Origin of the sequence: Vibrio sp. 10N.247.310.98, assembly GCF_041467395.1 — a bacterium.
Classification (GTDB): domain Bacteria; phylum Pseudomonadota; class Gammaproteobacteria; order Enterobacterales; family Vibrionaceae; genus Vibrio; species Vibrio crassostreae_C.
Genome location: NZ_JBFSUL010000036.1, coordinates 16,715 through 41,901, shown reverse-complemented (window position 1 = coordinate 41,901; position 25,187 = coordinate 16,715). Strand labels below are relative to the sequence as shown.

The window sequence follows — 25,187 nt, the reverse complement described above, 5'->3', positions numbered from 1 at the left end:
ACAGGAAGCGTGACATGACCCTAACCATCAAAAACCGCCTTTATATTCTCTCTTTCATTCCGTTGCTACTAATGGCAATTGGCATGATGAGCGTGACGTATATGAAGAGCACCGAGCTAACCGCACAGCAAGTTGAATCGACGCGTAGCAATATGATGGCGATGAAAGAAAAGGAACTCAAAGCGTATCTACAAATGGCCTACTCTTCGATCAGCCCATTTTTGGATAGAGGTGCAACATTAGAAGAAGCCTTACCAACATTAAGAACACTCGAATATGGCGAATCTGGCTACATCTTTGGCTACGACTCTAAAGGCGTTCGAGTGGTTGTTGGACAAAACAACGATGGTATTGGTAACAACTACTACGACCTGCAAGACAAAAAAGGCAACTACCTGATTCGTGACTTGATCAAGAACTCAAAGCTTGGTGAATTCACCACCTACTACTTTCCAAAACTTGGTCAATCCGAAGCCCTACCGAAACTGAGCTACTCGATATTCGTTCCCCAGTGGGACTTGATGCTAGGTACAGGCTTCTATACTGACGACATCGATGCGGTCATCGCAGAGATGAAAGAGAGCTCAAATGCTGCGTTACAAAGCTCATTGACGGCGATCGCTATATTCTGTGGTTTGATTGCCCTAGTAGTTGCTGTGTTTGCCGTTGCCGTCAACCGTACCATCATGCGACCACTCGAGCAGTTTGATCGTTCAATCAGCGCATTCGCGAGTGGCGAAGCCGATTTAACCGCTCGAATGGAAACATTTAAAGCGCCTGAGTTCACTAAGCTCAGCGAGAACTTCAACGCCTTCGTGGCAAGCCTTCAAACCATCATTCGCAGCGTAAGCGATGTCGGTCAGCAAGTCGTAGCCGAGACATCTAGCATGTCTTCTCGCGCTGCGCAGGTCGACGAGATTGCTACTGGGCAACGTGAAGAGACAGAACAAGTTGCAACGGCGATGACTGAAATGACCACAACGGCGCAAGAGATCTCGAGCAACGCTAGCCAAGCGGCGGATTCCGCTAAACTTGCAGAGGGCAATGCAAAAGAAGCGCAACAGATCGTAAACGCAGCTGCAGACTCGGTGGCAGGCCTAGCGAGCGAAGTATCAGAAGCGAACACCGTGGTGTCTCGTTTAGAAGGCGATGTACAAAACATCTCCTCTTCATTGGCGGTCATCCAAGACATTGCCGAGCAAACTAACCTACTTGCGTTGAATGCCGCGATTGAAGCTGCGCGGGCGGGCGAACAAGGGCGTGGGTTTGCTGTAGTAGCCGATGAGGTACGTAAGCTAGCAAGCCGTACTCAAGAGAGCACTGGCGACATTCATAAGATGATTGAGCAACTTAAAGCTGCCTCAGATGCTGCTGTGAAAGCGATGGATTCAAGTCAAAACCGAAGTGCGCAAACCGTGGAAGAAGCGAATGCCGCAGCCGAAGCACTGGCGAAGATCCAAGCGTCGATTGATACCATCATGGACATGAACTCGCTTATTGCGACAGCGACTGAACAGCAGAATATTGTCGGCCAAGAAATATCTCAACGCATCGTGGTGATTTCTGACCAAAGCTCACAATCGGCAGAACTCGCGAATCAAAACCGTACAGGTAGCCAAAACCTCAACAGTCGTGCAAATGAGCTGTATCACTTGGTGGATCGCTTCACCGTCTAATACATTTTCGGTCTAGTAAGCCGTAATCAAACGATAATTAATCCTAAAACACGTCGGGCTTCAGAATCTCTATTCTGAAGCCCGTTTTTATCGGTGGAGGTTTTAAGCCATACACTAATCCAATTGCTCAGAAAGGAAGTCCACCAGCAGGCGAACCTTTGAAGATAAGTTGCGGTTCTGAGGATAAAGCGCCCAGATCCCTTCTTTGTCATCTCGATAATCGGACAGCACCTCAACCAACTCACCAGAATCAAGGTCTTCACTCACATAGTATTCAGGCAACTGCACCAAGCCAATGCTCTGCTTAGCTGCGTCTAACAAGGCTAAACCACTGTTGCACTTAATGCGTCCGTTAACACGAACTGAGCGAGGGCGTCTATTTTCTTTGAAACGCCAATGTTCAAATCCACCGACTAAACATTGGTGATTATTTAATTCTGATAATGTATGCGGCTCGCCATAACGTTCAATATATTCAGGGCTTGCACATACATAAAGTTGGCGTTGAGACAGCCTCTTTGCCACAAGGCTTGAATCTTCCAAGCGGCCAAGACGAATCGCAACATCAACACCCGAATCGATAAGATCGAGCTTTTGATTGGTCAGCATCAGCTCAAGCTCTACTTGCGGGTGAAGCTTTAAGAATTGATGCAGTATTGGGGCGAGTTGGCGCTCACCATAAGTCACAGGCGCGGTGACTTTCAGTAAGCCTTTGGGTGTGGATTGCATCTGCGTGACCGCAAGCTCAGCAATTTCTAAACCTTCGACCAACAACTTACATTGTTGGTAATAGAGTTGCCCAGCCTCTGTAAGAGACACCTTTCGAGTCGTTCGATTGAGCAGTTTCACTGCGAGTCGTTCTTCGAGGTTTGCTACTCTACGACTGATTTGAGCCACCGACGTAGCGAGCTTCTGCGCCGCACCAGTAAAGCTTTCACGCTCTGCCACTGCAACAAACTCACTTACCCCTTCCCAATTGGCCATGCCTTTACCTTATGCTGAACTTTGGTTACCCATACAGTGTATTGAAGTTAGATATCAGTGTCACCTTGCTTGATATGCGCTGTGCATTAATCTTCGGCACCTATAGTCATTCCCTTACAGAACCATATTTTTGTCCTAACATTAACCTCACCCCCTATTGCTAGGGTGAGAATCTCTAAAACACTGGTACAACAAAGTAAGGTATCCCTTTGAAGAAGTTAATCATACTTGCATCAACTCTTGTACTCAGCACCACTGCGTTTGCAGCAACTAAAACAACAATTCAAGAAACAACGCTAAAATCTGATACATTTGTTACTGAAGCGGAAGCATACGATGCAGGCACCAACCTTATGGATGAGTTAAGCGCAAAAACACCTTTTGAGCTTTCAAGAGAACTGCCACAGTTCCAACAGACAACCAAATACGATTCGTTCAAGATTGATGATGCAAATATGGAAGTGAAAAAGATCACTAACATGAACGGCGACATCCACTACCAAGCGAACGTAAAAGTGGACTACCGTTACACATACAAAGACGGTCTTAGCAGCTAACACTGAGTGATTGATCAGGTCTAAAAACTGATCACCTAGTCAAAAGACTGATCACCTAGTCAAAAAGAAAGCCCGCACTCATAGAGTGCGGGCTTTTTTGTCGTTCACCGCTGATTAATGGGACTCAATACGAGCAACCATTATCAGCTCATATTCGTCTGTCTAATTTTGAAAATTACACTTCAAACTGAGACACAAGGCTATCTAGCGCTTCACACTGTTCAGCCAATGCCATACATGCATTTTCTGCGCTGCTTGCCATCTCAACCATTTGCATGGTTCTTTCAGCGATGCGTTGAACATTCTTATTCACTTCTTCAGACACTTGAGACTGTTGCGAAGCCGCCGTAGCAATTTGTGTGTTCATGTCATTCATCTTGCCAATTGAGTTACGAATCTCACTCAATGAAGATGCTGCAGTTCCTGCTTGAACAATGGTTTTCTCGCCACTCACTTTGCTTTCAGTCATCACACCAACCGCGTGTTTAGCACCCACTTCTAAGCGTTCAATCATTGATTGGATTTCGCCAGTGCTGTCTTGAGTTTTACTCGCAAGCGCTCGAACTTCATCAGCCACAACCGCAAAGCCACGGCCTTGTTCACCCGCTCGTGCCGCTTCAATTGCCGCATTCAAAGCAAGTAGGTTGGTTTGCTCTGCAATACCTTTGATCACGCCAAGGATTGAGGCGATGTTCTTCACGTCTGTATCTAGTTCTTGAACCACACCACCCGCGTTCTCGATATCTTGCGCAAGGCGTTCAATCGAAGTAACAGTTAAGCCAAGCGTAGTATCGGCCGATTCCACTTCATGGTTTGCAACGTTACTTGCGATTGCCGCATCTAATGCGTTACCACTCACCACTTCACTGGTTGCTTGCATTTCATGAACTGCAGCCGCGACCACTTCACTTTCTCGCTGTTGATTAGACGAGAATTCAGCAACACTTTGCGTGAGTGATTTGATGTTTTCCATCTCGCCACGTACTGCGTTCGATGTGAGAATAACTTGCTCCACGGTGACATGGATCTTGCCAACAAACTGGTTGAAAGCAGAACTCAAACGAGCGATCTCGTCATTACCTTCGACCTTCATACGTTGAGACAAGTTACCGTCACCCGATGCGATCTCATTCATCGCTTTCTCTACGTTCTGGATTGGCTGAACGATAAACCGATTGGATAACCACATAGCGAAAAGTGCAGCGAAAACAGCAACGGCCATACCCACTTCAATGATCAACTTACTCGATTCAATAGAGTCATCGGCTTGCTGGCGAAGCTCTTTCTGTTTCAATTCGATCAGAGTTCGGATATCGCGCAGTTGAGTACGAATGATCGCAAACTCTGCGTCAAGCGCTGGCGAGTAATCAATATTGTATTGGTCTGCGTTTGCTGGATCAGCGAACATTGGCTCGTGCAGTGCCACCCACTTGCTCATCGCGTTAACAAGCTTTGCTAACTCGCCACGTGAAGATGGGTCCAACACGCCCGCTTGATACAAGGTTTCGACACTTTGAAAACGAGGAACCGCTTTGTAAGCATTGTCTTTAAATTCAAACTTTTGGTACTCGACCGCTGCTTGGTCTTTCGCAAGCAACAGACCTTGTGCCGAAGCGATAATTTGGTAGATATCTCGGTAGCCATCTTCTAGGTTATCTAGCACTGGCTGAACCACATTATTGAGCTCGTTATTAATCGCAGCCTGAGCATTAGATCTAATGACATTAAGCACAGTAACGGTAGAAAAAACAATCACAATCACCAACAGCGGGATCGCGATTTTACTCTTAATCGAAAGATTATTGATATTCATTGGGATTAATAACCACACTTCAAATAGGGATGCGCGCGCAACATACAGCACACATATAAAATCCCGCTAAGCTTTTGTGAGCTTCATCTCATAGCAAACGATACCGTAAATTCGTGTGATGCTTTTTCAATCAAAGGTTAACTTTCGGCGACTAAAATACTCTCTGATTTAGACTTATTTGCTGCTGATACGCGCAAATACTGGAGAAGTGTTAGAAATAACACCATAATGTAGGGCTCTAAAATAAGTAGGTAAGAACATGAAAATTTGTGGTGTTGAAATCAAAGGTAACGATGCAGTCATCTGTCTTCTTTCTCTGTCAGACGGCGTATTTAACATTCCTGATTGCCGAGTTTCTAAGGTTGCGATTAGCGACGCAAACGACACACAGAATATGAAAGACTTTCAATTCTCTTTTGCAAAGTTAATGGAAGATTACCAAGTAGAAAAAGTTGTAATTCGCCAACGTCAGACTAAAGGCAAATTTGCTGGCGGTGGCTTTGGTTTCAAACTAGAAGCAGCAATTCAACTGATCGACGGCCTAGACGTAACCGTTGTATCACCTGCTGACATCAAAGAGAGCCTCAAGCGCAACCCTCTAATGATGAAATTCAAAGAAACTGGCCTTAAGCAATACCAAGAAGCACCGTTTACTACGGCATATGCTTGCTTGATGAAGCGCTAATCATCAATCGCTAGCGAAAAAATGAGTAAAAAAAGAGCCTGCATTGTCAGGCTCTTTTTGGTTTCTAGTCATCGACTTTAAGTAGAGTGAGTTTTGGTATACAAACTACCGCTGTAACACTGTTCGTCTGCGAACCTTAATCCATTCTGGCTTCCTCACCACCAAATAAACTGCAGCTGCCGACAACGCAAAGCCCATTGCGCCATAGATGTCGAACGACTCACCGAAAATAAGCCAAGCTTGAATTGCTGTCGTCGGTGGAACTAAGTAAAACACTGAGGCCACACTTGAAGATGCACCGTGCTCTACCATGTAAAGCAACAATAGGATGGCAACACAAGACAGAACGACCACCAGCCAAATTAGAGTCAACGTGAATTCTATCGTCCAGTTTACTTGCATAGTTTCGTAACGCATTGCGAACGGCAGAAACAACGCGGCAGAAGCCAAATATTGCACCATCGCACCGCCGACCATATCTGTCCCCTGACAGAAGCGCTTCTGATACAAAGTGCCGCAGGTAATACCCACCAAAGAAACCAAACACAATAACGTTGCCAAGCCTTTTTGGTCGTCTGACTGCCATTCAATATTGCCCATCAACACCAAACTAATACCCGCAAAACCAAGCGCTAACCCCAACCACTGTGCAAAATTAAAACGCTGAGAAGTACAGCTGATCATAATCAATGCGGTAAGAATCGGTTGTAAGCCAACAAGTAGAGAACTCAACCCGGCGGGCATACCTATATCAATCGCCAGATAGGTGCCACCAAGGTAGAAACCATGAATCAAGATGCCAACCACACTTGCGTGGAAGAATGCGCGACCACGAGGAATACGACGCTTAAGGATTGCAATCAAAACCAAGAACAGCGCCACGTTGGCTACCATCCTCAATGAAAGTAATGTTGCGGGTTCCGCGTATTCCACACCAAGACGTGCGCCGACAAAACCTGACGACCACAATATTACAAACACAAACGGAATCATTTTAATCAGCATTACAAACCTCTGGTCAACTCTTCATCAATGCTGTTACCTTAGTTGGGTACAGATAACTAATAAAGATACAGATATAACACTTTGAATGGTTACAGATTGAGAGTGAGCAACGAGGGAGAAAAACGTGGAAGCAGAACTCAGCGGCAATAAATACCTTGCTACCGAACAACATATTAAGGCTCAGATCGATAAGGGGCTCTTTCATCCAGACGATCGCCTTCCCTCGATCCGCCAGTTAAGCGAACAGCTTGGCGTAAGCAAAAATACCGTAATTCGAGCCTATCAAGAACTCGAAGCAACGGGTTGGGTTTACTCGGTACCTAAATCTGGCTATCGCGTAAAGACACCGAACACCACCTGCTGGGATACACCAAGCCAACCTCAAAAAGTGGACCTCTTATCTGTCACCAAATCGGTACTCTCTCGCCCGAAAGGCCGCCTGAAACTGTTGGCAGGTTCTGCGCACCCGAACATAAACAACCCTGCGATTCGTAGCTTGTATGCCGAGATTGGCCGTCACAGTCGATTACAAACTCAGCTTCCCGGTTATTACCAATTACCCCCCGGCGACGAGCAATTAGTAAAGCAATTGTTAAAGATCACTCATGATCTTGGTGTGCCTGCGGGATCGAAAGAGATTGCAATTACTCATGGTGCTCAACAGGCGATCAGTCTAGCTTTGCGTGCGCTCACCAAGCCCGGCGACATCGTGGCGGTCGAGTCGCCCTGTTATTTCGGTAATCTACTTTTACTTGAATCACTTGGCTTGCAAGCCCTTGAAATCCCAAGCAGCGTTAGCCACGGTATTGATATCCCATCACTACAGAGTGCGTTGGACAAATGGGAAGTGAAAACCTTACTGCTAACGCCAAACTTTACTAATCCAACCGGTTCACGGATGCCATTGGCGAATCGAAAAGCATTACTGGAGATCACCGGATCTTTGCCAATTATCGAAGACGATGTGTTCGGTAGCTTGGCATTCGACACACCAATCGCGAGCCTCAAAGAGCTTGATGATCAAGATAGAGTCATCTACGTCAACTCACTGTCTAAAACATTAGACTCACGCTTGCGAATCGGTTGGTTACTGTCTGGGCGCTACCAACCTTTGGTCGAAAAGTACCTTTTATGCGACAACATGGGCAGCTCAAATCTGATGCAATCCGCTGTGGGTCAATTTCTCACTACCGGCAAATATCGCAGTCATTTGTCTAAGATGAAGCGGCTCTACCAAACCAATCAAAAGCAATTCCAAAGCCTGTTAATACAAGCACTAGATAGCTACCCACACCTTGTCGGGCAATACCACCTATCAAAACCGGAAGGCTCTTTTTTAAACTGGATAACACTGCCTGAATCGGTCGATAGCTACGCGGTCTATCAAGATTGTTTGAAGCATAAATTGGGGATCTTACCCGGAACAGTATTTGGCACCAACGACCAATATAAACACTGTCTGCGCTTCACTGTCGCCAACATTGAAGAGAGCAAAGAGTGGAAAGAAGGGCTTGTGACACTAGCGAAGATAATCGCTAGGCACGTACGTTAGGTAACCTTGTTAATTCCATATTCAACCCAAACAACAAAGCCCCACTCAACTGAGCGGGGCTTTCATCATTATCATATCTTGAGTTGCTTAAATACGATGGTTAGTTAAATGCGATTAACCTTGCCAAGCGAACTGTTCAAATACTTTGTCGACTGGCGTTTTAGCAACGTGGTTTACGTAATTACTGATCACTTTCTGAGACAGGCCAAGAATCACTTCTAACACTTGTTGTTGACCGTAGCCCGCGTCGAAGAATGCTGCCATTTCACTTTCAGGCACATTGCCGCGGTTACGCACCATGCTCAGCGTAAAATCATGCAGTGCTTGCAATTTTTCAGTGGGTAGAGCCGTGCGATTACGCAGTGCTTCGGTGATTGCAGGATCAACCTTCATTGAATGTGCGATACCTGTGTGCGCTGGAACGCAGTAGTGACATTCGTGTTCAACGTTGATGGTTTGCCAAACAACCGTTAGCTCTTCAGCATCGAAAGATGAGTCACTAAATGCCTGATGAAGCTGGGTGTAAGCCTTAAGTGTGTTTGGAGATTCAGCCAACACACCAAACAAGCCCGGCACTCTGCCCATCTGCTTTTTAGCGCCCTCAAGAATAGGTTGGCTTTGCTCTGGCGCGGATTCTACTGAGTGAATTTTGAAGTTGCTCATTGCTCTATCCCTATCAATTTTCGGTTCTAAAGTTATTCAATCACGGAGCAATTAATGAATGTTCTCCGTTGGTGTGAAAACAATATAGATCAAACAAGAACGATCGTTCAAGTGTTATTTTGAACACTCGTTCAAACTGTACATTGAAGCCTGACGGATATCTTTTGTTCATAACGAGAAAGCCCAACAGGCAACACCTGATGGGCTTTCTCTTTTTCTCAATTTTTTGCAAGCGGCTACCAATATTCTGCGTGAGCCAAGCCTTTAACACAACTCGACTTGCCACTTGTTACTTTGATTTCACCACCAGTTAACAATTGAGCCAACCAACCGTGAGGGAAACTCAATTCAAAGGGCGCTGGGACCTGCTCAACGGTAATTTGCCCAAAGCCCACTTTTGAATAGTAGTCAGGATCACCGTACGTCACTGCAAGCTCAATACCCTGCTCTTTTAGAAACTGCAAACCGAAGTTAATCAGGCGCTGACCAATACCACGCTTTTGCATCTGAGTGCTCACCGCCACTGGCGAAAGCAAATATGCCTTGGTTTCATCATCAAATGAAAGCGGCGTAAAGATAATCGCACCCACAATCGTGCTATCCACATCCGACTCACTAGAATCGTCTTCAGCGACAAAGCAAAGTAGCTCTGTCGGGGCTGTAGTCGTTAAAAGGTCGTTGGCAAGCATACCCACGGTTTTACCTTCGTTCTCGCCTTCTGAATCCGTAAAGGTTTGAGTGAAAACTTGAGTGATCGTTTCGATTTCGCTTGAATTATATTGTCTAAATTTCATGGTGTTACTCACTTACTTTAATTTCTTGAGCACAAAGAACTGATAATCAAAATCACGTTGTTCAGAACCTTTCGAAGGCTGTTGATCCAAGCCGTTCTTTGATGTGTTGCTATCGAAAAATTGTTTAACTTCATTGTCGCAATCTACGAGCGCTTTTGAGTTCGGCATCGTTGCTTTAAGCGCTTCTACTCGCTTTTGAAAGGGCTGGTAATACGCAAGCCAACCAGCATCGCTCAGTGCAAAGTGCTCCAAGACTTCATAACCCGCAGCTTGTGCCTGTTTAATTCGCTCGGATACCGTCGTCATGTCTGGATACTCTTTTTGCCAGAACGCTTTGCTCGATTCGTTAGGTTGTTCGGTATTCCACACCAAATCATTAACGACCAATATGCCGTCATCACTGAGTAAATTTCGCCACTGCTTTAGCGCCTTTTCAACACCCATGATGTAAGCGCTGCCTTCCGACCAAATTAGGTCAAACGACTTAGCTTCAAACGGCAGATCCATCATGCTCGCGTATACGGTTTTGACGTTGCTTTCTAAGCCAAGAACCTGTGCTTGCTGAGTCAGAACATCTAAACTCGGTTGATCATTATCTACCGCCGTTATTTGCACATCCATTTGATGTTCTACTAAGGCTTTCGCTAACACAGAGGTGGCAATACCTTTACCACAACCGATCTCAAGCACACGTTTAGGAGAAACCGAAACGTGTACCAACGCCGCTAAAGTATCTTCCGCTGTTCCTGGCCCTAAACGCTGTAAACCCTCAAAGATCACCTCAAAATCCGCCATGTACTGGTCATGATCGTTCATGTCTTTTGAAAGCCATTTCAGTCGCAGTGCTTGCTTCTCATCAAAGCCTTGCTTAATGAGCCAATCGAGATGCGCATCAGGCGCCACCTTGTCCATCGATTCATGCCAATCTTGCAAACCACTCTCGCCTAACAAGGCCGATAAAAGATCTCTCGAACGCTGTTTCTGAGCGATCTCTTCGTCCAATTGTTCGAGTCGGTTTTGTAACAAGGAGCGGTCAACCTTGGCATCCAAACACGCCTGACACTCTTTCAACGTCAGTCCACCCGCTTGTAACTGCTGCAACAATTTCACACGCTGCAAGTCGCGTTCGGAATAACTTCGATAACCATTATTGGTGCGTTGAGCTTCTATCAAACCCAACTTTCCATAGTACAAAAGCGTTGAACGGCTCAGGCCAACGAGCTCCGCTAATTCAGATATGCGATACATCCACTTCTCCCTCATTTTAGTAGTAAAGGTAAACTATGAAGTTGTAGTCAGGTCAACAGAATTTTCGACACTTTTCTCGTTCTTTACCTATTTACCTTCAAATTGATAAAGCGATCTGAGCGTGTCTTTTACCCATAGAACGGTTAGTCATCGACATTGCCTGAACGGGATTCAGGAAAGGAGAAGTATTAAACTTGATGAATTGAAAACAATTAGCTCATAAACATACTTCTTTTTAACTGAATTTTGCCAATTTCTAAATCATTCAATAATGGACGAACGTTAACTAAACGATAAATAAACTCACCGAGTGAATACTTAAATCAACCACACATATACACCAGAAATTCCTGCTTAAATTTTTTAGAAAAATTCAAAATTTATTAGAAATTAACCCCTAACTTTACTGAGTATTTTGTTAGTCTTGGAAACAATTATTTACAATCCAAACAAAATTTAATTGGATCGCTTGAGGTTGTTTTTCTTGAATATGAAATTATTCGGCAGTTCTTTGATTCTGTCAGGAACTGCATTAGGGGCTGGCATGCTCGCTATTCCCATGGTGTTGGCCCAATTTGGCTTCATGATCAGCTCAGTGCTGATGCTACTTATCTTTATCGGCACCACATACTCTGCACTCCTCCTGGCAGAAGCATGCACTAAAACTAAAGACAACAGTGGCATGAGCAGTGTTGCTTACCTCACTCTGGGCAGCAAAGGTAAACACTTTATCAATGCACTCTTTTACCTGTTGCTAGTATGCATGTTGATCGCTTATATCTTGGGTGTCGGTGACATCATTCATAAGCTACTGCTCGACGTTGGTGTCGATGTATCAGCATCCGTTGCGTATACCATTTTCAGCCTATTGATGGGTGCTATCGTCGTCTCGGGCAAGTCTTATATCGACAAACTGAATCGCGGGCTATTCATCTTGATGGTGGTGATGCTGTTTATCGTTATCGCGTCATTATTTAGCAACATTCGCCTTGATTACCTAACTCAAACCAGCCAATACACGGCCAACGACGTGGTGCAATACAGCGCAGTTATCTTTACTAGCTTTGCCTCTATGGTGGTGATCCCGTCACTGGTTATCTACAACCGTGAAGCAACTCAAAAGCAGATCCGCAATATGATTCTGCTAGGCTCAGTGATTCCATTAATTTGCTACCTAACTTGGTTATTCGCGATTATCGGCAACCTTGGCACAGACGCGATAAGCCAGTTCCACAATATCTCTGAGTTGATCTCTGCGTTCAGCGGCCAATCTGCTTGGTTGAAAGTGGTGATCGCTCTGTTCTCTGCTCTGGCCTTGGTGACTTCTTTCCTCGGCGTGTCGATGGCGCTTTACGACCAAAACAAAGATGCGGTGACCAACAACAAAGCGTTGGCTTATGCGCTAACCTTCATCTTACCTTTGGTATTAGCTGAGCTGTTCGCTAGCCAGTTTGTAAGCATGCTGGACTATGCAGGCATGGTCCTGGTGTTCCTAGCTATCTGGGGCCCACTCGCAATGGTAGTTAAGGTTCGCAGACCTGACTTCCCTCACCTACAAACCGAAGGCAGCTACACAGCAGCCGGTGGCGACACGGCATTAATGGCGACATTTGGTTTTGGTGCGTTGATTTTCGTGTCTTGGTTTATGGGGTAGATCCCCATTGAATGAACTATCTGTTGCCATTTAGAAGACAGCAGATACAGATAGCCCGTTAGTCCTGCTATTAAAAGTAGAGACTAACGGGCATTTTACTTCTTATTGGAGTGCTTGCTAGTTAGCTCTTAAACGTACTCGCAATATCTTTCAATGAAGCTGCTAACTGAGCTTGTTCTTTGGCTGTTGCAGCTATTTGCGTTGCACCTGTCGTAGATTCTGTCGACTTCTGCTCTACTGCCATGACGTTTTGAGCAATATCTTGAGTCACTACCGCTTGCTCTTCGGTAGCGGTTGCGATCTGCTCAGTCATGCTAAAGATCTCGCTCACCGATGCTGAGATACCTTGTAAGGTGTGTTCCACCTCTTTTGAATCCTCAACCGCTTTAGACGACATCTTCTGACTGTTATCAATCACATTAAACGCGGTTTGCACATCAGACTGTAACGAGCTGATGAAACCTTCAATTTCAGCTGTCGACTGCTGAGTACGCTGTGCTAACGTGCGAACTTCATCAGCCACTACCGCGAATCCACGGCCTTGCTCACCCGCTCGTGCCGCTTCAATTGCCGCGTTCAATGCCAGTAGGTTGGTTTGTTCTGCTACCGACTTAATCACATCAATCACACTGTTAATGTTATTGCTGCTCTCGTGTAGATGCGTGATTTTTTCCGCTAGGTCATTAATTTCAGAAGCCAGTTTTTCGATAGAGTGGTAAGAGTTTTGAACCGTACTCAAACCTTCTTGCGACTGCTCATCGACCAGTTTAGCGGAGCTTGCTGTCTGCTGAGTTTTAGCGGCCACTTCATTTACCGTTGCTGATAACTCTTCTGTCGCAGTCGCAACTAAGCCTATTTGGTCTTGTTGTTGAACTAGCGTGTTCGAGTTGTAGTGACAAGTTTGCGAGGTTTCTTCAGCAGCTGAAGCTAAAGTCAGACTCGACTGAGACAGGTTGTCGATAACGTTTGAAAACTTCTCTAGGGTTTCGTTGAGTGCAGAAGAGATCTGTCCAAGTTCGCTGTTACCAACGTACTTAGCACGAACCGTTAGATCGTTGTCATTACGAACTTTAGACAACATCACTGTCAGGTCTTTCACTCTCATCGTCAGGTCGCTGATCGCCTTATAGCTCACGAAGGTCGCGAACAAGGTTATCAAAGCAAACAGACCAATACTCATCATCATCGCAGACTGCGCCTCTGACATTTTTTTCTCTGTCAGTGCGATAAGCGACTCTGCTAGGTGGTTTTCTGTTTTCTTTAGCTGAACAATACGAGCGGTAGATTGCGAGAACCAGTACACAGGATCAACATCAAAACCGCTCATCTTAGATTCAGCCAAACCACGAAGCTTTTCTACTTCTGCCACCGAACGATCATTCAATTGCTGTTCAAAGAAACGAACGTTAGCTGGGTTACTCAATACCTCAAAGTTTGAGAAATAGGTATTTTGCTCAGTCACCAAAGAGATGAATTTAACCAACATGCCTGGGCCAAATTCATTTTTAGAGAAGGTATTATTTAGGACAGCACGCTCGATACCCGCTCGCTCTTTACCTTGTAAAAAGTTGTAGTAAGCGATGGTTTCAGTGGTGATGGCAGCATCAGAGCTAAGCTCAGCAATTAACGCCGATACGCTCAGCAGCTTTGCATTCAGTTTGGTGTAGTAACCCAAAGCTTCAGACAGAGGAATCGATTGAGAATCCACTCGATTTCGAATAGAAGTAATTTGATTTAGGCTTTGGCTTATTTCAGTGTTCAGCCGAGTGATCTGCGGTAAATCGATTTCAGCAGATTGCCAGTATTCGGTTTTCAGATTACGTCTATTATCTGCACTGGCTCTTTGTGCACGTAGTTCACTGACAAACTTAGTGCCCTGTGAGCCGATAAACCCAGCCGTCATTCCACGCTCTTTTTGTAACTCATGCACAAGTTCACTGTACACAACCGACAAACGGGTAAGTTGGTTTAATGAAGACAATTCACTGGTGGTTTCTACGCCTTTTGAAATCGCAGAAACGCTAAGCCATAGAAATCCCAAGATCGGTAAAATAAGCAAAGCGATGATTTTTTGCTTAAAAGACATATCGGTTAATTTCATTATCATTTCCCTAGCAGCTAACAAATCTTTTCAGTCATCTAACTCGCACACCCTTAATAAGATGCGCCTCAATTGTGACTGTATAATTATTCAACTTGATCAATGTGCATCAATTACCGTGCCACACAGATCGCGGTGCGATGAAGGTAACATTTAACCTTACAAAATTCATTGATTTACCGATAAAACTGTTAGCTAAGCGACCTAACGATACCCAAAACACATGCGACAACATTTTATTGACGTAAGCGACTGAAATCTGACACACTTTAACTACCCAAAAGGGGTAGGCCTGCACCAATTATGTGCTCAGAGAAAACGATATATTCAGAACTAACTATAGATTCAACGCTCACCAGCGATTGATTCACAACTAATCAACTCCCTATTCTGCGCTGATTAACTGTCTATTCCTCGTTAACTAAATATGTATAATGCCGAATTATCAAAGTAGAGATTCGCAATAAATATGCGACAACAACTGAGAGATATTGTATGGATTGTCCCGCTTGCGAAGAACATATCGGTTGGGAATGGGTAGAAGAAGCGGCTATTGAACCCAATGAGGAATTCGATTGTCCAGAGTGCGAAGCAACATTGATGTACACCATCGATGAAGGCACCTACTACGGCGCTCAGCACAAGACCGTAGAAGTTATTGATGATTAAGATTATTTCCTGATGATCTGGATGTTTTATTAACTCTTTGATGTTCTAAGCCTGCGCAAAGCAGCTAAACACACCTTTACTAGAACGAACGTTCAGCATAAAATATTGAACATATGTTCAGATTAATGAAGTAGATGTTATGGCCAAGACCGCTAAGTTCGATAGACAAGATGTAGTAGATAAAGCAACGAACCTGTATTGGGAAAAGGGCTTTCATGCGACTTCTATGCGCAACCTGCAAGACGTGATTGATATGCGTCCGGGCAGCATCTACGCGACGTTCGGCAGCAAAGAGGGTCTATTTAAAGAGACGCTTGCTCGCTATACCGAACTTGGTATTCTCAACCTGAACCGCTTTCGCAGTGAAACCGAATCGCCTATCAAAGCGCTTGAAAGCTTCGTAAAACGTGCAGTAGTTGAATCTAAAAAAAGTGCGCCAAATGGCATGTGTATGTTGGCTAAGACGGTGGCTGAGTTGACTGACGAGCACGCAGAGTTATTAGAAGAGGCGAAGAGATCTCTCAAGATCATGGAAGGTGAGTTCGCTAAGCTGATTACCGAAGCACAAGAGCTTGGTGAAATAAGCAAAGAGCGTGAACCTGTTCAGCTTGCTCGACATGTTCAAGTTCAGATCGCAGGCTTGCGTACCTACGCGAAAACCTGTGACGACATCGATTTGCTTAACTCTATGGTTGAAGACGTATTTAAGTATCATCCTTTTTAAAAGCTCAACTTGTTTTAGAAGCCATACAAAAAGACTCCACTATTAGCCAAAGGCTAGAACGGAGTCTTTTTAGTTTGAGTCTAGTTAACTTTATAGATGATTAACTTTAAAGCTTAAGGGTTACACCTTTCGCATGATCAACGCCTGCGCATTGAGCATCGCTTCTTTAGTGCTGACATCTAAGATTTTAACGTTCGCAAAGCGCTCTACTTCTTTAATCGCCACATCGTGAGCAAAGATCACCAACCTCGCCCTTTCAATGTCTTTCTGGGTAATGCGATTACCTATTCCGTTGGCACCTTGGGTTTCGACTTTAATCCGAACCCCAAGATGATGCGCCGCCTTTTCTAAAGACTTCGCCGCTAAGAAAGTGTGGGCAACACCAGATGGACAAGAAGTGATCGCCAATACATCTGCTTGCCCTTCTTCCGTTACCGAACCACAGGTCAACTGATTAGAATTCACTTCACCTTCGACCACGTTCTTCTTCAGAAGAATTACGATCAGGGCTGTCGTTAGAGCACCTGCTAGTGTGCCGACGATATAACCAATCTTGCCATCTACCACTGGCAGCACAATCCAGCCGCCCCATGGTGCATGGTTCACTACATGGAACATAAAGCCAACCACGTTACCGACAATGCCACCAGCAACAACCGCAGGCAGAACGCGCGCAGGATCGGCGGCAGCAAAAGGAATCGCGCCTTCACTGATGCCAATCATACCCATAATACCCGCCGCTTTACCTGCTTCACGTTCGTCTGTTTTGAATTTCTTTGGCGATAAGAAAGTCGCCAATGCCATACCTAGCGGTGGCGTACAAATCGCTATCCCGACACCGCCCATCAACCATGGTTGAGTATTCACCTGAGTTTGGGCAAACAGCGTTGCTACTTTATTGATCGGGCCGCCCATATCAAAGGCCGTCATTGCACCTAAAATACTGCCCAATACCATTTTTCCGGAGCCTGCCATGCCCGTGAGCATTTGGTTCATCTCAAGCATTACTTGAGCTATCGGAGAGCCAATCACCCACATCACCGCACCACAGGTCACGAAGGTGCCGACTAATGGATAGATGAAGATAGAGCTCAGCGAGATCATGCTGTCTGGCAGTTTGATGTTCTTAAGTAGATTCACCACAAAACCAGCGAAGAAACCGACCACAATTGCACCGAGAAAGCCGGTATTGTATTGATTCACCGCAACCCAAGAACCAATCATACCGGGCGCTAAACCCGGTTTGTCGGCCATTGAATACGCGATGTAACCACCGAGCACCGCTGTAAACAGGGTTAACCCCGCGATGCCCATCTGTGCGATATCTGCTAACACACCGCTTTCAGGTACTGCACCATGACCCGACATCATCACCGACAAAGACAAAAGCACACCACCTGCAACCACGAAAGGAATCATGTGTGAGGTGCCGTATAATAAGTGTTCTTTGAGGCGATTAAGAGATTGTGCCCAAGGGCTTAGTGGTTCGACATACACTTCATGATGACTAGAAGCGTAGCTGTCGAAGGAATCTGAATTGGCTTCGAGAAACAGCTCTTGAGCTTCCTCGACAGACTCCACCGCCTTTAATTTTGTAACAAAGCCATCCTCGATAAGTCTGGTCGAAATCTGAGCCAGTACTTCGATATGGTGGTCGTCGTTGTTGTCTGGTGAAGCGAGCATAAAGAACACATCGGAGAGTTCACCGCCATCAGCACCATAATCAATGCCCGTTCGGCTAATGCCTACTGCGACAGCAGGTTTAGCGACGGCAGTACTTTTCGCATGTGGAATCGCAATACCATCATCAAAGCCAGTATTACCGATGGCTTCACGCTTCCAGATGTCGTCAAGGAATTCACGTTTATTGGAGAGCTTACCGGCACGGTCGAGCAGTTCAACAAGCTCTTCAAATACCGCCTGTTTTGAGTCTGCTTGTAAATCTAAGCAGATGATCTCGGGCTCGATAATGTTGGTGATATCCATATGCTGCTCTGCCTCGCCTGATTTCAGACTGAAGTAATTAGTGTCTGTTAACCTAGGAATAAGGTTAATAAGATGAAAAGATTAACGGTGTGAAGGCACTCAATATATAGGACGAAAGGTGCATTAACTGGATTATTGTAACCAAGAACTCAGAGTGTGACTTTCACCTTGGAATAAAAAACGCCAATCCATAAAATCCACAGAACCCATAACAATATCGTCCCTCTCCCATGCGAGCTTTCCATACTGGAGTTCCCATGCAAGATAGCTTTTGCCGGGTAGCTTCTGAAAGGTAGCTTATGTAACGTAACAGGGACGAGATTAAGCCGAGAATAATAATGAGAATTGTAGCGGTAACTGCGTGCCCTACAGGCATTGCGCATACTTATATGGCAGCTGATGCTCTAAATAAAACAGCCCCTAAGTTCAACGTTTCAATCAAGGTTGAGACGCAAGGCGCTATGGGTATTGAAAACTTACTGACCGCCCAAGATATTACCCTCGCAGACAAAGTGTTGATCGTATCTGATATCGACATCGAACAACCAAGCCGATTTGACCCAGCTAAAACCGTATTTGTTCCAATGGAAGAGGTGTTGTTGAGTGTCGATAAAGTTTTTATTAAGCATTGTCGAACTTAAGCTTTTGATGAACGAATACCAGATCACCTTCTTCGTTAACGATCCTGCCGCGAACTCACATGTCGCACAGCCGCTGACTCGCTTAGCGAAGAAGTTCAAAAGCAACATCCGCATTATCAACATCACTCAAAATCGAACCGCTGATCTCTCCAAATCCGTCGCGATGCTACAAGTAGGTCTACTTCGTGGTGATTTGTGTCAGATAACCGCGGTTGGTATTGATGCGGAGCTTGCCTGCTTCGTTCTCAAAGATGTCATTGCAGAGCATTACGACATGGTTGGCTCACAGGTGAGCCATGAGTTCTCTAGCGATCTAATTCAGCGAATGCCACAAATATGCCCACCTTGTGATATCAAATGGCACCACGCTAAGGCGCAAACCCAACTGACCAAATTTGAGTGCTTGAAAGGGCTCGCTCACCTTGTTTACCCAGAAGACCCAGATGAATTGATTCTGGCATTTATTAAGCGAGAAGAACGCTCTTCAACCTGCGTGTCACCGGGTATTGCACTGCCGCATGTAATGTTTGAATCGACTCAAGATCTCTCGATTGCGGTTATCGTCAGTGACGACCCAATTGACTGGGCATCACGTATCGGCGAAGTGCATGTGGCCATTGCTCTTGTTCTGCCAACCAAGCCACAGCGTGAGCACATTGTCGCGGCGACCAACCTAACTCGAAACCTGCTTCACGATCAGGTCAATGAACGTCTGCAAAAGACTCGAAGCAGTGTCGACCTACAAGCCTTGTTGATGTACATCTCGTCACGCCTTATCTAATTCATCTCTTCTGGTCAAACTCAAAGCATCCATTAATCCCCCGTTGTGACACCTATCCAATCGTTATAAGCTCATTTTCTCATACAATAAAAAACGGCTGAGCATTAGAGCTCAGCCGTTTTATGTTTAATTACTTGTTTAACTGGTTAGCTAACTTAAGCTGTTTTTTTCGCTTGTTTCGCATCCTCAACCGAGTCGTCTACAGCTTTCACCAACAGCAAACCAACTACGAATACGATACCGCCACACAGTACGAACATCATTCTTCCCCAGAATGGGTTCGGTAGAGCAAACATCGCCATCACTGCCACACCAGACACTGCGATCAGTGAGCCCAGCATGTGACGTTGTTTGTTGTCCAGTTTCTTCTGTGCTGTTGATTCAGAAACCAATGGTGTCGCAAGGTTGTTGAAGAAGGTATCAACATCTTTCTGACGAGACGCTTCTAGTGGTTTGTAGAACAATGTCGAAAGAACAAAGAAGCCGCCAGTAAACACTAGGTGCGCAATCAGACCTACTGCAACTTTCAAGTCAGACCATTCGCGGCCTGTTAGAGGCTCTAGGTTGAACAAGTTTTGTAGCATTTCAGCGGTAATCACGAAACCAACGATGTAAGACACAATCGCACCGACCACTAGCGTACCCCAACCTGCCCAGTCCGGAGTCTTCTTAAGGAAGAAGCCACAGAATGCTGGAATGGTCATTGGGAAGCCAATAAGTGCACCCACGTACATCATGGTGTCGAACAAACTCAAGCCTTTTAGCGAATTAATAAACAGCGCGATAAGGATGATAGCTAGACCGAAGAAGGTAGACATCAACTTAGACACAATCATCAGCTCTTTCTCTGTCGCGTTTGGACGAAGAATCGGTTGATAGAAGTTGATTACAAAGATTCCAGAGTTACGGTTTAAGCCTGAGTCCATAGAAGACATAGTTGCCGCAAACATCGCTGCGATTAGAAGCCCCACCATACCCGCTGGCATGTATTGCTCTACGAAGTAAAGGTAAGCGAAGTCGCCTGCTTTAGAGCCTGCGTCTGGGTAATGTGCTGCAAGGTCAACGCCTTGTCCTGCAACGAACCAAGGTGGCATGAACCAAATGATTGGACCGATGGTCATCAGAATACATGCCAACAGTGCCGCTTTCTTCGCGTTCTTTGAGTCTTTTGCCGCTAGGTAACGGTAAGAGTTCAACATGTTGTTGGTGATACTGAACTGTTTGAAGAAGATGAAGAATGCCCAAATTCCGAAGATGCTTACGTAGTTCAGATTGTTACCAGAAACGAATGATGCGCCTTCTGCTACAGGGAAATCGTTGATGATTTCAGTAACGCCACCACCTTGTACGATAGCCACTGCAGCACACGTTACGGTTACCGCCATGATAATAACCATCTGCATGAAGTCAGACGCGATAACCGCCCAAGAGCCGCCTGTCACCGACATAACAAGTACAACAAGACCAGTCAGAACGATGGTTGTCGTCATGTCGAAGCCAAAGATGCCCGATGCGATGATCGCCAAACCGTTCAGCCAGATACCTGCAGAAACAATACTGTTCGGCATGCCAGACCAAGTAAATACTTGTTCGTTGAAGCTACCAAAACGCATACGAATCGCGTCAATTGGCGTTACCACACGCAGTTGACGGAATTTCGGAGCGAAGTACAGGTAGTTCATCAGGTAACCAAATGCGTTCGCTAAGAAGATAACCGCGACAGCCATACCATCGGCATACGCTTTACCCGCTGCGCCAGTGAAGGTCCAAGCACTGAACTGTGTCATAAACGCAGTCGCGCCAACCATCCACCAAAGCATGTTACCGCCCCCGCGGAAATAATCACTGGTTGTATTGGTGAACGTTCTAAACATCCAACCTATTGCTATAAGGAAAAGGAAATAAATTCCTACGATCAGAGTATTGAGTTCCATGTATAAGTCTTCTTTATGATGAATATCTGAAGATCATATTATCTATAGAATTTTTAATTTGTAGTATTATAAGTCAAGGTTGTGATGGGGCGTATAAACCTGAATATTTGATTTCGAGACATGAATTACACGTTAGTAAACAAAGAATAAGCCGAAGCGAAGTAAGCATTTAAAATCAATAACTTAAAAGCATTTAAATCAGTAAGCCGGACAACAACAACAAGATTTTATCGTCTCGATAAGTGGTTTTTAATTTACTTATCATCCATTAAATGCATCGCGTTAATACATCAACTCTCACACGTTTAATTCAATAAATAGGCAACGAAAAACAATAAGCAACTCGCAAAGCGAAGCCTTAATGTTATTAATTGGGTTTATTTAGTGAAACGGGATAAATAGAGAACGTGCCTAAAGATAGGTTTGGAAATAAGGTATAGAAATAAACAGCAGAGGAAAACACAAAGCAAATTGATCACCACAACACAGAGCTCACTGTGGTGATCTAGTCATACAAATTTCGGTCGTATAAGCTCTGGTCAAAAATGGCAATTTGAAGGGATATTAGATTGAACCACGATATTCAGTCGGGGTTCTTCCGGTGCGGTTTTTGAATACTCGGCAGAAGTAATTCACATCCTTAAAGCCACAACGTACCGACACTTCATTGAGCTTGAAATTGTATTTCTTGAGCATGAACTTGGCGCGGTCGATTCGCACACGTGTAATGTATTCAGCCAGCGTCATGTGGCCTTGTTGACGAAACATTCGCGACAAATGGTTGGATGAAATACTAAAGCGCAAAGCGATGCTGTCTCGCGTTATCTGGCGGTGGAAATTCTCTTGGATATAGATACAGATCCCTTGATACACATCCTGTACGCGGCTGTGAGACTTCTCGACAGGCGCATCCAGCATCGTCTTGCTGTATTGAAGCAACGCTTGCAGCAATAATTCATCCATCGGCTGCTTGTTGCTCTCGCGCGCTAACGAGCTGAGCGCCTCCAAAATATTATCAATCGCAAAGCCAGAGCGAGTCTGAATACTATGCTTTTGGATATCGTAGAAGCTCTCTTCCCCTTTGCGCTTGCTCACCAAGCTTAAACCAAGCTGACGACGCCCAAACAACATACTCAGTACCGAACAATCAGTATCCCAGTTCGGCTTGTTCCAACAGTTAGGCGGGATGAAAATCGCATCCCCTGCTTTCGCAACAACATTGGTGATCTTGCGATCATGACTCTCCATTTCATTAATATACTCACCGTCGAGCACCAGCTCTAAACGCGGAAAGTTCACCTGATAACTGAATGCTGAAGGCGTGTGAAAATCTCCCGCAAACCAGATGTTATGAAACGGTTCTCGCTCGTTTAATACCGACGAGATTAGGTCATGAAATATCATTGTTTCGAACTCTTATAAGCAGCAATAAGGCTACGGGAATAGATATACTCCTTAGTGAAACATAGCGCTATTGAGCAAAATCACAATTTGAGATCTAGGTTACAAAAATCCAGTAGTGGAAATAAATCTCCAGTCTAAGGCCAGATTTAGAACACTGTTATCATGATAGAAAAATCAATCTAAGCCCTTATCAATAAAAGCGTTATAACCTCATAAAAGCTGTCAACACTCCCCCAAACAGGCACTCCTAACCGATCAAAATCACACTCCATTTATAAGGCAACAATCATCCAGTAAATGCATTTTTTCTTCACTACAGAAGGCAAGCCGTAGATTCCAGAATACCCCTAACAAAATAAAAACAGAGTAGGGGTTCATTATGATCACGACATTGATCAACCAAAATTTGATTAAGCTTTCGCTTAGCGCTAATTCAAAAGAAGACGTATTTAAAGAGCTGATCGAGGTGCTGTACGCACAAGGTCGAATTTCAGACAAAGCACAGTTCCTTACCGACATTAAAGCTCGTGAAGAACAAGGTAATACCGGATTTGAAGAAGGTATTGCTCTGCCACACGCGAAAAGCGCTGCGGTCATCAAACCCGCGGTTGTTATCGGTGTCCATCAACAGGGTATCGAGTACGGCGCCGATGACGGCCAGCCATCAAAACTGTTCTTCATGATTGCCTCTCCTGATGGCGGCGATAATCACCACATCGAAGTACTGGCAGAGCTTTCTTCAAAATTGATTGAAGAAGGTTTCATTGAAAACTTCATGAATGCTCAATCTGAACAAGCGGCATTAGAGCTACTGCTTACCAAACCTGAACCTGCTGAGACAGAAACCAATGTTGAGAAGCAAGGCTTCATCATTGGTGTGACAGGCTGCCCAGCTGGCGTCGCACACACATATTTAGCAGCCGAAGCACTAGAAAAAGGCGCGGCGGCTCTTGGCTACGACATCAAGGTCGAAACCAACGGTTCTATTGGCGTTAAGAACAGCCCAACTCGAGAAGAGATCGAACGCGCAGATGCGATTGTGGTGGCTTGTGACAAACAGGTCGACATGGCTCGCTTTGCCGGAAAACGCGTCATCAGCACCAACGTAAAAGCGCCAATCAAAGACGCGCAAGGCTTGATTAAGCAAGCACTCAACGCGCCAAGCTACCAAGCAGAACAAGCACCGACCAACCAATCTGTTGCAGAGAAAGCCTCGCAAGCACGTTCAGACCTTTACCGTTACTTGATGAATGGCGTATCTCACATGATCCCATTCGTGGTGACGGGCGGTCTTTTGATTGCCCTAGCACTAGCCATTGGCGGTGAGCCGAGTGAATCTGGCATGGCAATTCCTGCTGGCAGCATGTGGAACCAAATCCTAGAGGTGGGTGTGGTGGCCTTCACCCTGATGATCCCAATCTTGGCTGGCTACATTGCTTACGCGATTGCTGACCGCCCTGCCCTAACCCCTGGCTTAATTGGCGGCTGGATTGCAAACAACGGTTCTTTCTATGGCGCTGACGCAGGTACTGGCTTCATTGGCGCAATCATCGCGGGTTTATTAGTGGGTTACTTCGTTAAATGGATTACTTCGTTTAACTACCACAAATTCGTTCAACCGCTTGTGCCTATCATGATCGCTCCGATCACTGGCTCTTTGTTCATCGCAGGTTTGTTCATTTTTGTTATTGGCGCACCTATCGCTGGGCTGATGGATGCTCTTACTGCACTGCTAACCAGCATGAGTACAGGCAACGTGGTTCTGCTTGGTATTGTCCTTGGTGGCATGGCCGGCTTTGATATGGGCGGCCCGTTCAACAAGGTGGCGTTCCTATTCTCAGTCGGCATGATTGCCAGCGGTCAAACTCAGTTCATGGGTGCAATGGCGTGTGCAATCCCTGTCGCTCCCCTTGGTATGGCTATCGCAACCAGACTTGGCCGTAAGTTCGACCTATTCGAATCTTCTGAGATTGAAGCAGGTAAAGCAGCAGGCGCGATGGGCTTGGTGGGTATCTCTGAAGGTGCGATTCCATTCGCGGCTCAAGATCCAATGTCAGTTATCCCAGCCAACGTGCTTGGCTCAATGACTGCTGCGGTAATGGCGTTCTCGTTTGGTATCACCAACAGTGTTGCTCACGGTGGTCCAGTGGTCGCTCTACTTGGCGCAATGAACTACCCACTGCTAGCACTGTTGTGCATGGCGTCTGGTGCAGGCGTAACTGCGGTTACTTGTATCGCACTTAAAAATCTACGCAAAGCCAAGCTAGCAACAGCAGCGGCTTAAGCCATTTCAACTCCAATGGCTTGAGCCCACTC

Annotated in this window: 20 protein-coding genes; 10 read left to right on the top strand and 10 right to left on the bottom strand. The window is 45.4% G+C overall.

Annotated features, from left to right (window positions below):
• Positions 1 to 14: 14 nt before the first annotated feature.
• Complete coding sequence (locus AB6E78_RS14645; RefSeq protein WP_372133859.1) at positions 15 to 1,676, top strand: methyl-accepting chemotaxis protein; 1,662 nt, start codon at positions 15 to 17, stop codon at positions 1,674 to 1,676.
• 114 nt (positions 1,677 to 1,790) lie between these two features.
• On the opposite strand, the gene AB6E78_RS14640 is transcribed toward AB6E78_RS14645, so the two are convergent.
• Entirely contained in the window at positions 1,791 to 2,660 is an 870-nt protein-coding gene (locus AB6E78_RS14640) for a LysR family transcriptional regulator (RefSeq protein ID WP_017064933.1), read from the bottom strand.
• A 209-nt stretch (positions 2,661 to 2,869) separates the two neighbouring features.
• Between AB6E78_RS14640 and AB6E78_RS14635 the strand changes: the two genes are divergently transcribed.
• On the top strand, positions 2,870 to 3,217 hold the full coding sequence (locus AB6E78_RS14635; protein WP_017069799.1) for a DUF3316 domain-containing protein: 348 nt from the start codon (positions 2,870 to 2,872) through the stop codon (positions 3,215 to 3,217).
• Between the two features lie 175 nt (positions 3,218 to 3,392).
• Here the strand turns inward: AB6E78_RS14635 and AB6E78_RS14630 are convergent, their stop codons facing one another.
• Positions 3,393 to 5,030: a methyl-accepting chemotaxis protein gene (locus AB6E78_RS14630; RefSeq protein ID WP_372133860.1), complete on the bottom strand. Its 1,638-nt coding sequence runs from the start codon at positions 5,028 to 5,030 to the stop codon at positions 3,393 to 3,395.
• A gap of 259 nt (positions 5,031 to 5,289) precedes the next feature.
• Here AB6E78_RS14630 and AB6E78_RS14625 point away from each other — a divergent pair, with 259 nt between their 5' ends.
• Complete coding sequence (locus AB6E78_RS14625; RefSeq protein WP_017071370.1) at positions 5,290 to 5,715, top strand: DUF3010 family protein; 426 nt, start codon at positions 5,290 to 5,292, stop codon at positions 5,713 to 5,715.
• A 105-nt stretch (positions 5,716 to 5,820) separates the two neighbouring features.
• On the opposite strand, the gene AB6E78_RS14620 is transcribed toward AB6E78_RS14625, so the two are convergent.
• On the bottom strand, positions 5,821 to 6,720 hold the full coding sequence (locus AB6E78_RS14620) for a DMT family transporter (protein ID WP_372133861.1): 900 nt from the start codon (positions 6,718 to 6,720) through the stop codon (positions 5,821 to 5,823).
• 124 nt (positions 6,721 to 6,844) lie between these two features.
• On the opposite strand from AB6E78_RS14620, the gene AB6E78_RS14615 reads away from it, so the two are divergent.
• On the top strand, positions 6,845 to 8,272 hold the full coding sequence (locus AB6E78_RS14615; protein ID WP_372133862.1) for a PLP-dependent aminotransferase family protein: 1,428 nt from the start codon (positions 6,845 to 6,847) through the stop codon (positions 8,270 to 8,272).
• A gap of 114 nt (positions 8,273 to 8,386) precedes the next feature.
• Here AB6E78_RS14615 and AB6E78_RS14610 read toward each other — a convergent pair whose 3' ends face one another.
• The 3 genes from AB6E78_RS14610 to AB6E78_RS14600 form a co-directional block, all read right to left on the bottom strand.
• Complete coding sequence (locus AB6E78_RS14610) at positions 8,387 to 8,935, bottom strand: carboxymuconolactone decarboxylase family protein (protein ID WP_333911867.1); 549 nt, start codon at positions 8,933 to 8,935, stop codon at positions 8,387 to 8,389.
• Positions 8,936 to 9,171: 236 nt separating this feature from the next.
• Positions 9,172 to 9,741: a GNAT family N-acetyltransferase gene (locus AB6E78_RS14605; RefSeq protein ID WP_372112843.1), complete on the bottom strand. Its 570-nt coding sequence runs from the start codon at positions 9,739 to 9,741 to the stop codon at positions 9,172 to 9,174.
• Entirely contained in the window at positions 9,742 to 10,977 is a 1,236-nt protein-coding gene (locus tag AB6E78_RS14600) for a MerR family transcriptional regulator (RefSeq protein WP_372112845.1), read from the bottom strand.
• Between the two features lie 490 nt (positions 10,978 to 11,467).
• Between AB6E78_RS14600 and AB6E78_RS14595 the strand changes: the two genes are divergently transcribed.
• Positions 11,468 to 12,631 carry an amino acid permease gene (locus AB6E78_RS14595; protein WP_017061663.1) on the top strand — a complete coding sequence of 388 codons (1,164 nt, stop codon included), beginning with the start codon at positions 11,468 to 11,470 and terminating at the stop codon, positions 12,629 to 12,631.
• 121 nt (positions 12,632 to 12,752) lie between these two features.
• On the opposite strand, the gene AB6E78_RS14590 is transcribed toward AB6E78_RS14595, so the two are convergent.
• Entirely contained in the window at positions 12,753 to 14,732 is a 1,980-nt protein-coding gene (locus AB6E78_RS14590) for a methyl-accepting chemotaxis protein (protein WP_372133863.1), read from the bottom strand.
• A gap of 495 nt (positions 14,733 to 15,227) precedes the next feature.
• Here AB6E78_RS14590 and AB6E78_RS14585 point away from each other — a divergent pair, with 495 nt between their 5' ends.
• Together AB6E78_RS14585 and AB6E78_RS14580 are read left to right on the top strand one after the other, a co-directional pair.
• On the top strand, positions 15,228 to 15,401 hold the full coding sequence (locus tag AB6E78_RS14585; RefSeq protein WP_017061661.1) for a hypothetical protein: 174 nt from the start codon (positions 15,228 to 15,230) through the stop codon (positions 15,399 to 15,401).
• A 139-nt stretch (positions 15,402 to 15,540) separates the two neighbouring features.
• The gene (locus AB6E78_RS14580) at positions 15,541 to 16,125 is read left to right on the top strand and encodes a TetR/AcrR family transcriptional regulator (RefSeq protein ID WP_372133864.1); all 585 of its coding nucleotides are present in this window, start codon (positions 15,541 to 15,543) and stop codon (positions 16,123 to 16,125) included.
• 120 nt (positions 16,126 to 16,245) lie between these two features.
• On the opposite strand, the gene AB6E78_RS14575 is transcribed toward AB6E78_RS14580, so the two are convergent.
• Positions 16,246 to 18,111 carry a fructose-specific PTS transporter subunit EIIC gene (locus AB6E78_RS14575; protein ID WP_372133865.1) on the bottom strand — a complete coding sequence of 622 codons (1,866 nt, stop codon included), beginning with the start codon at positions 18,109 to 18,111 and terminating at the stop codon, positions 16,246 to 16,248.
• Positions 18,112 to 18,449: 338 nt separating this feature from the next.
• On the opposite strand from AB6E78_RS14575, the gene AB6E78_RS14570 reads away from it, so the two are divergent.
• Complete coding sequence (locus tag AB6E78_RS14570) at positions 18,450 to 18,752, top strand: PTS fructose transporter subunit IIB (RefSeq protein ID WP_017070485.1); 303 nt, start codon at positions 18,450 to 18,452, stop codon at positions 18,750 to 18,752.
• A 7-nt stretch (positions 18,753 to 18,759) separates the two neighbouring features.
• Positions 18,760 to 19,533, top strand: a complete 774-nt coding sequence (locus AB6E78_RS14565; RefSeq protein ID WP_372133869.1) for a PTS sugar transporter subunit IIA — start codon at positions 18,760 to 18,762, stop codon at positions 19,531 to 19,533.
• Positions 19,534 to 19,688: 155 nt separating this feature from the next.
• On the opposite strand, the gene AB6E78_RS14560 is transcribed toward AB6E78_RS14565, so the two are convergent.
• Entirely contained in the window at positions 19,689 to 21,467 is a 1,779-nt protein-coding gene (locus AB6E78_RS14560; protein ID WP_372133866.1) for a sodium:solute symporter family transporter, read from the bottom strand.
• A 564-nt stretch (positions 21,468 to 22,031) separates the two neighbouring features.
• Positions 22,032 to 22,871, bottom strand: a complete 840-nt coding sequence (locus AB6E78_RS14555; RefSeq protein ID WP_017061655.1) for a helix-turn-helix transcriptional regulator — start codon at positions 22,869 to 22,871, stop codon at positions 22,032 to 22,034.
• 379 nt (positions 22,872 to 23,250) lie between these two features.
• Here AB6E78_RS14555 and AB6E78_RS14550 point away from each other — a divergent pair, with 379 nt between their 5' ends.
• The gene (locus tag AB6E78_RS14550; RefSeq protein ID WP_372133867.1) at positions 23,251 to 25,155 is read left to right on the top strand and encodes a fructose-specific PTS transporter subunit EIIC; all 1,905 of its coding nucleotides are present in this window, start codon (positions 23,251 to 23,253) and stop codon (positions 25,153 to 25,155) included.
• Positions 25,156 to 25,187: the final 32 nt, after the last annotated feature.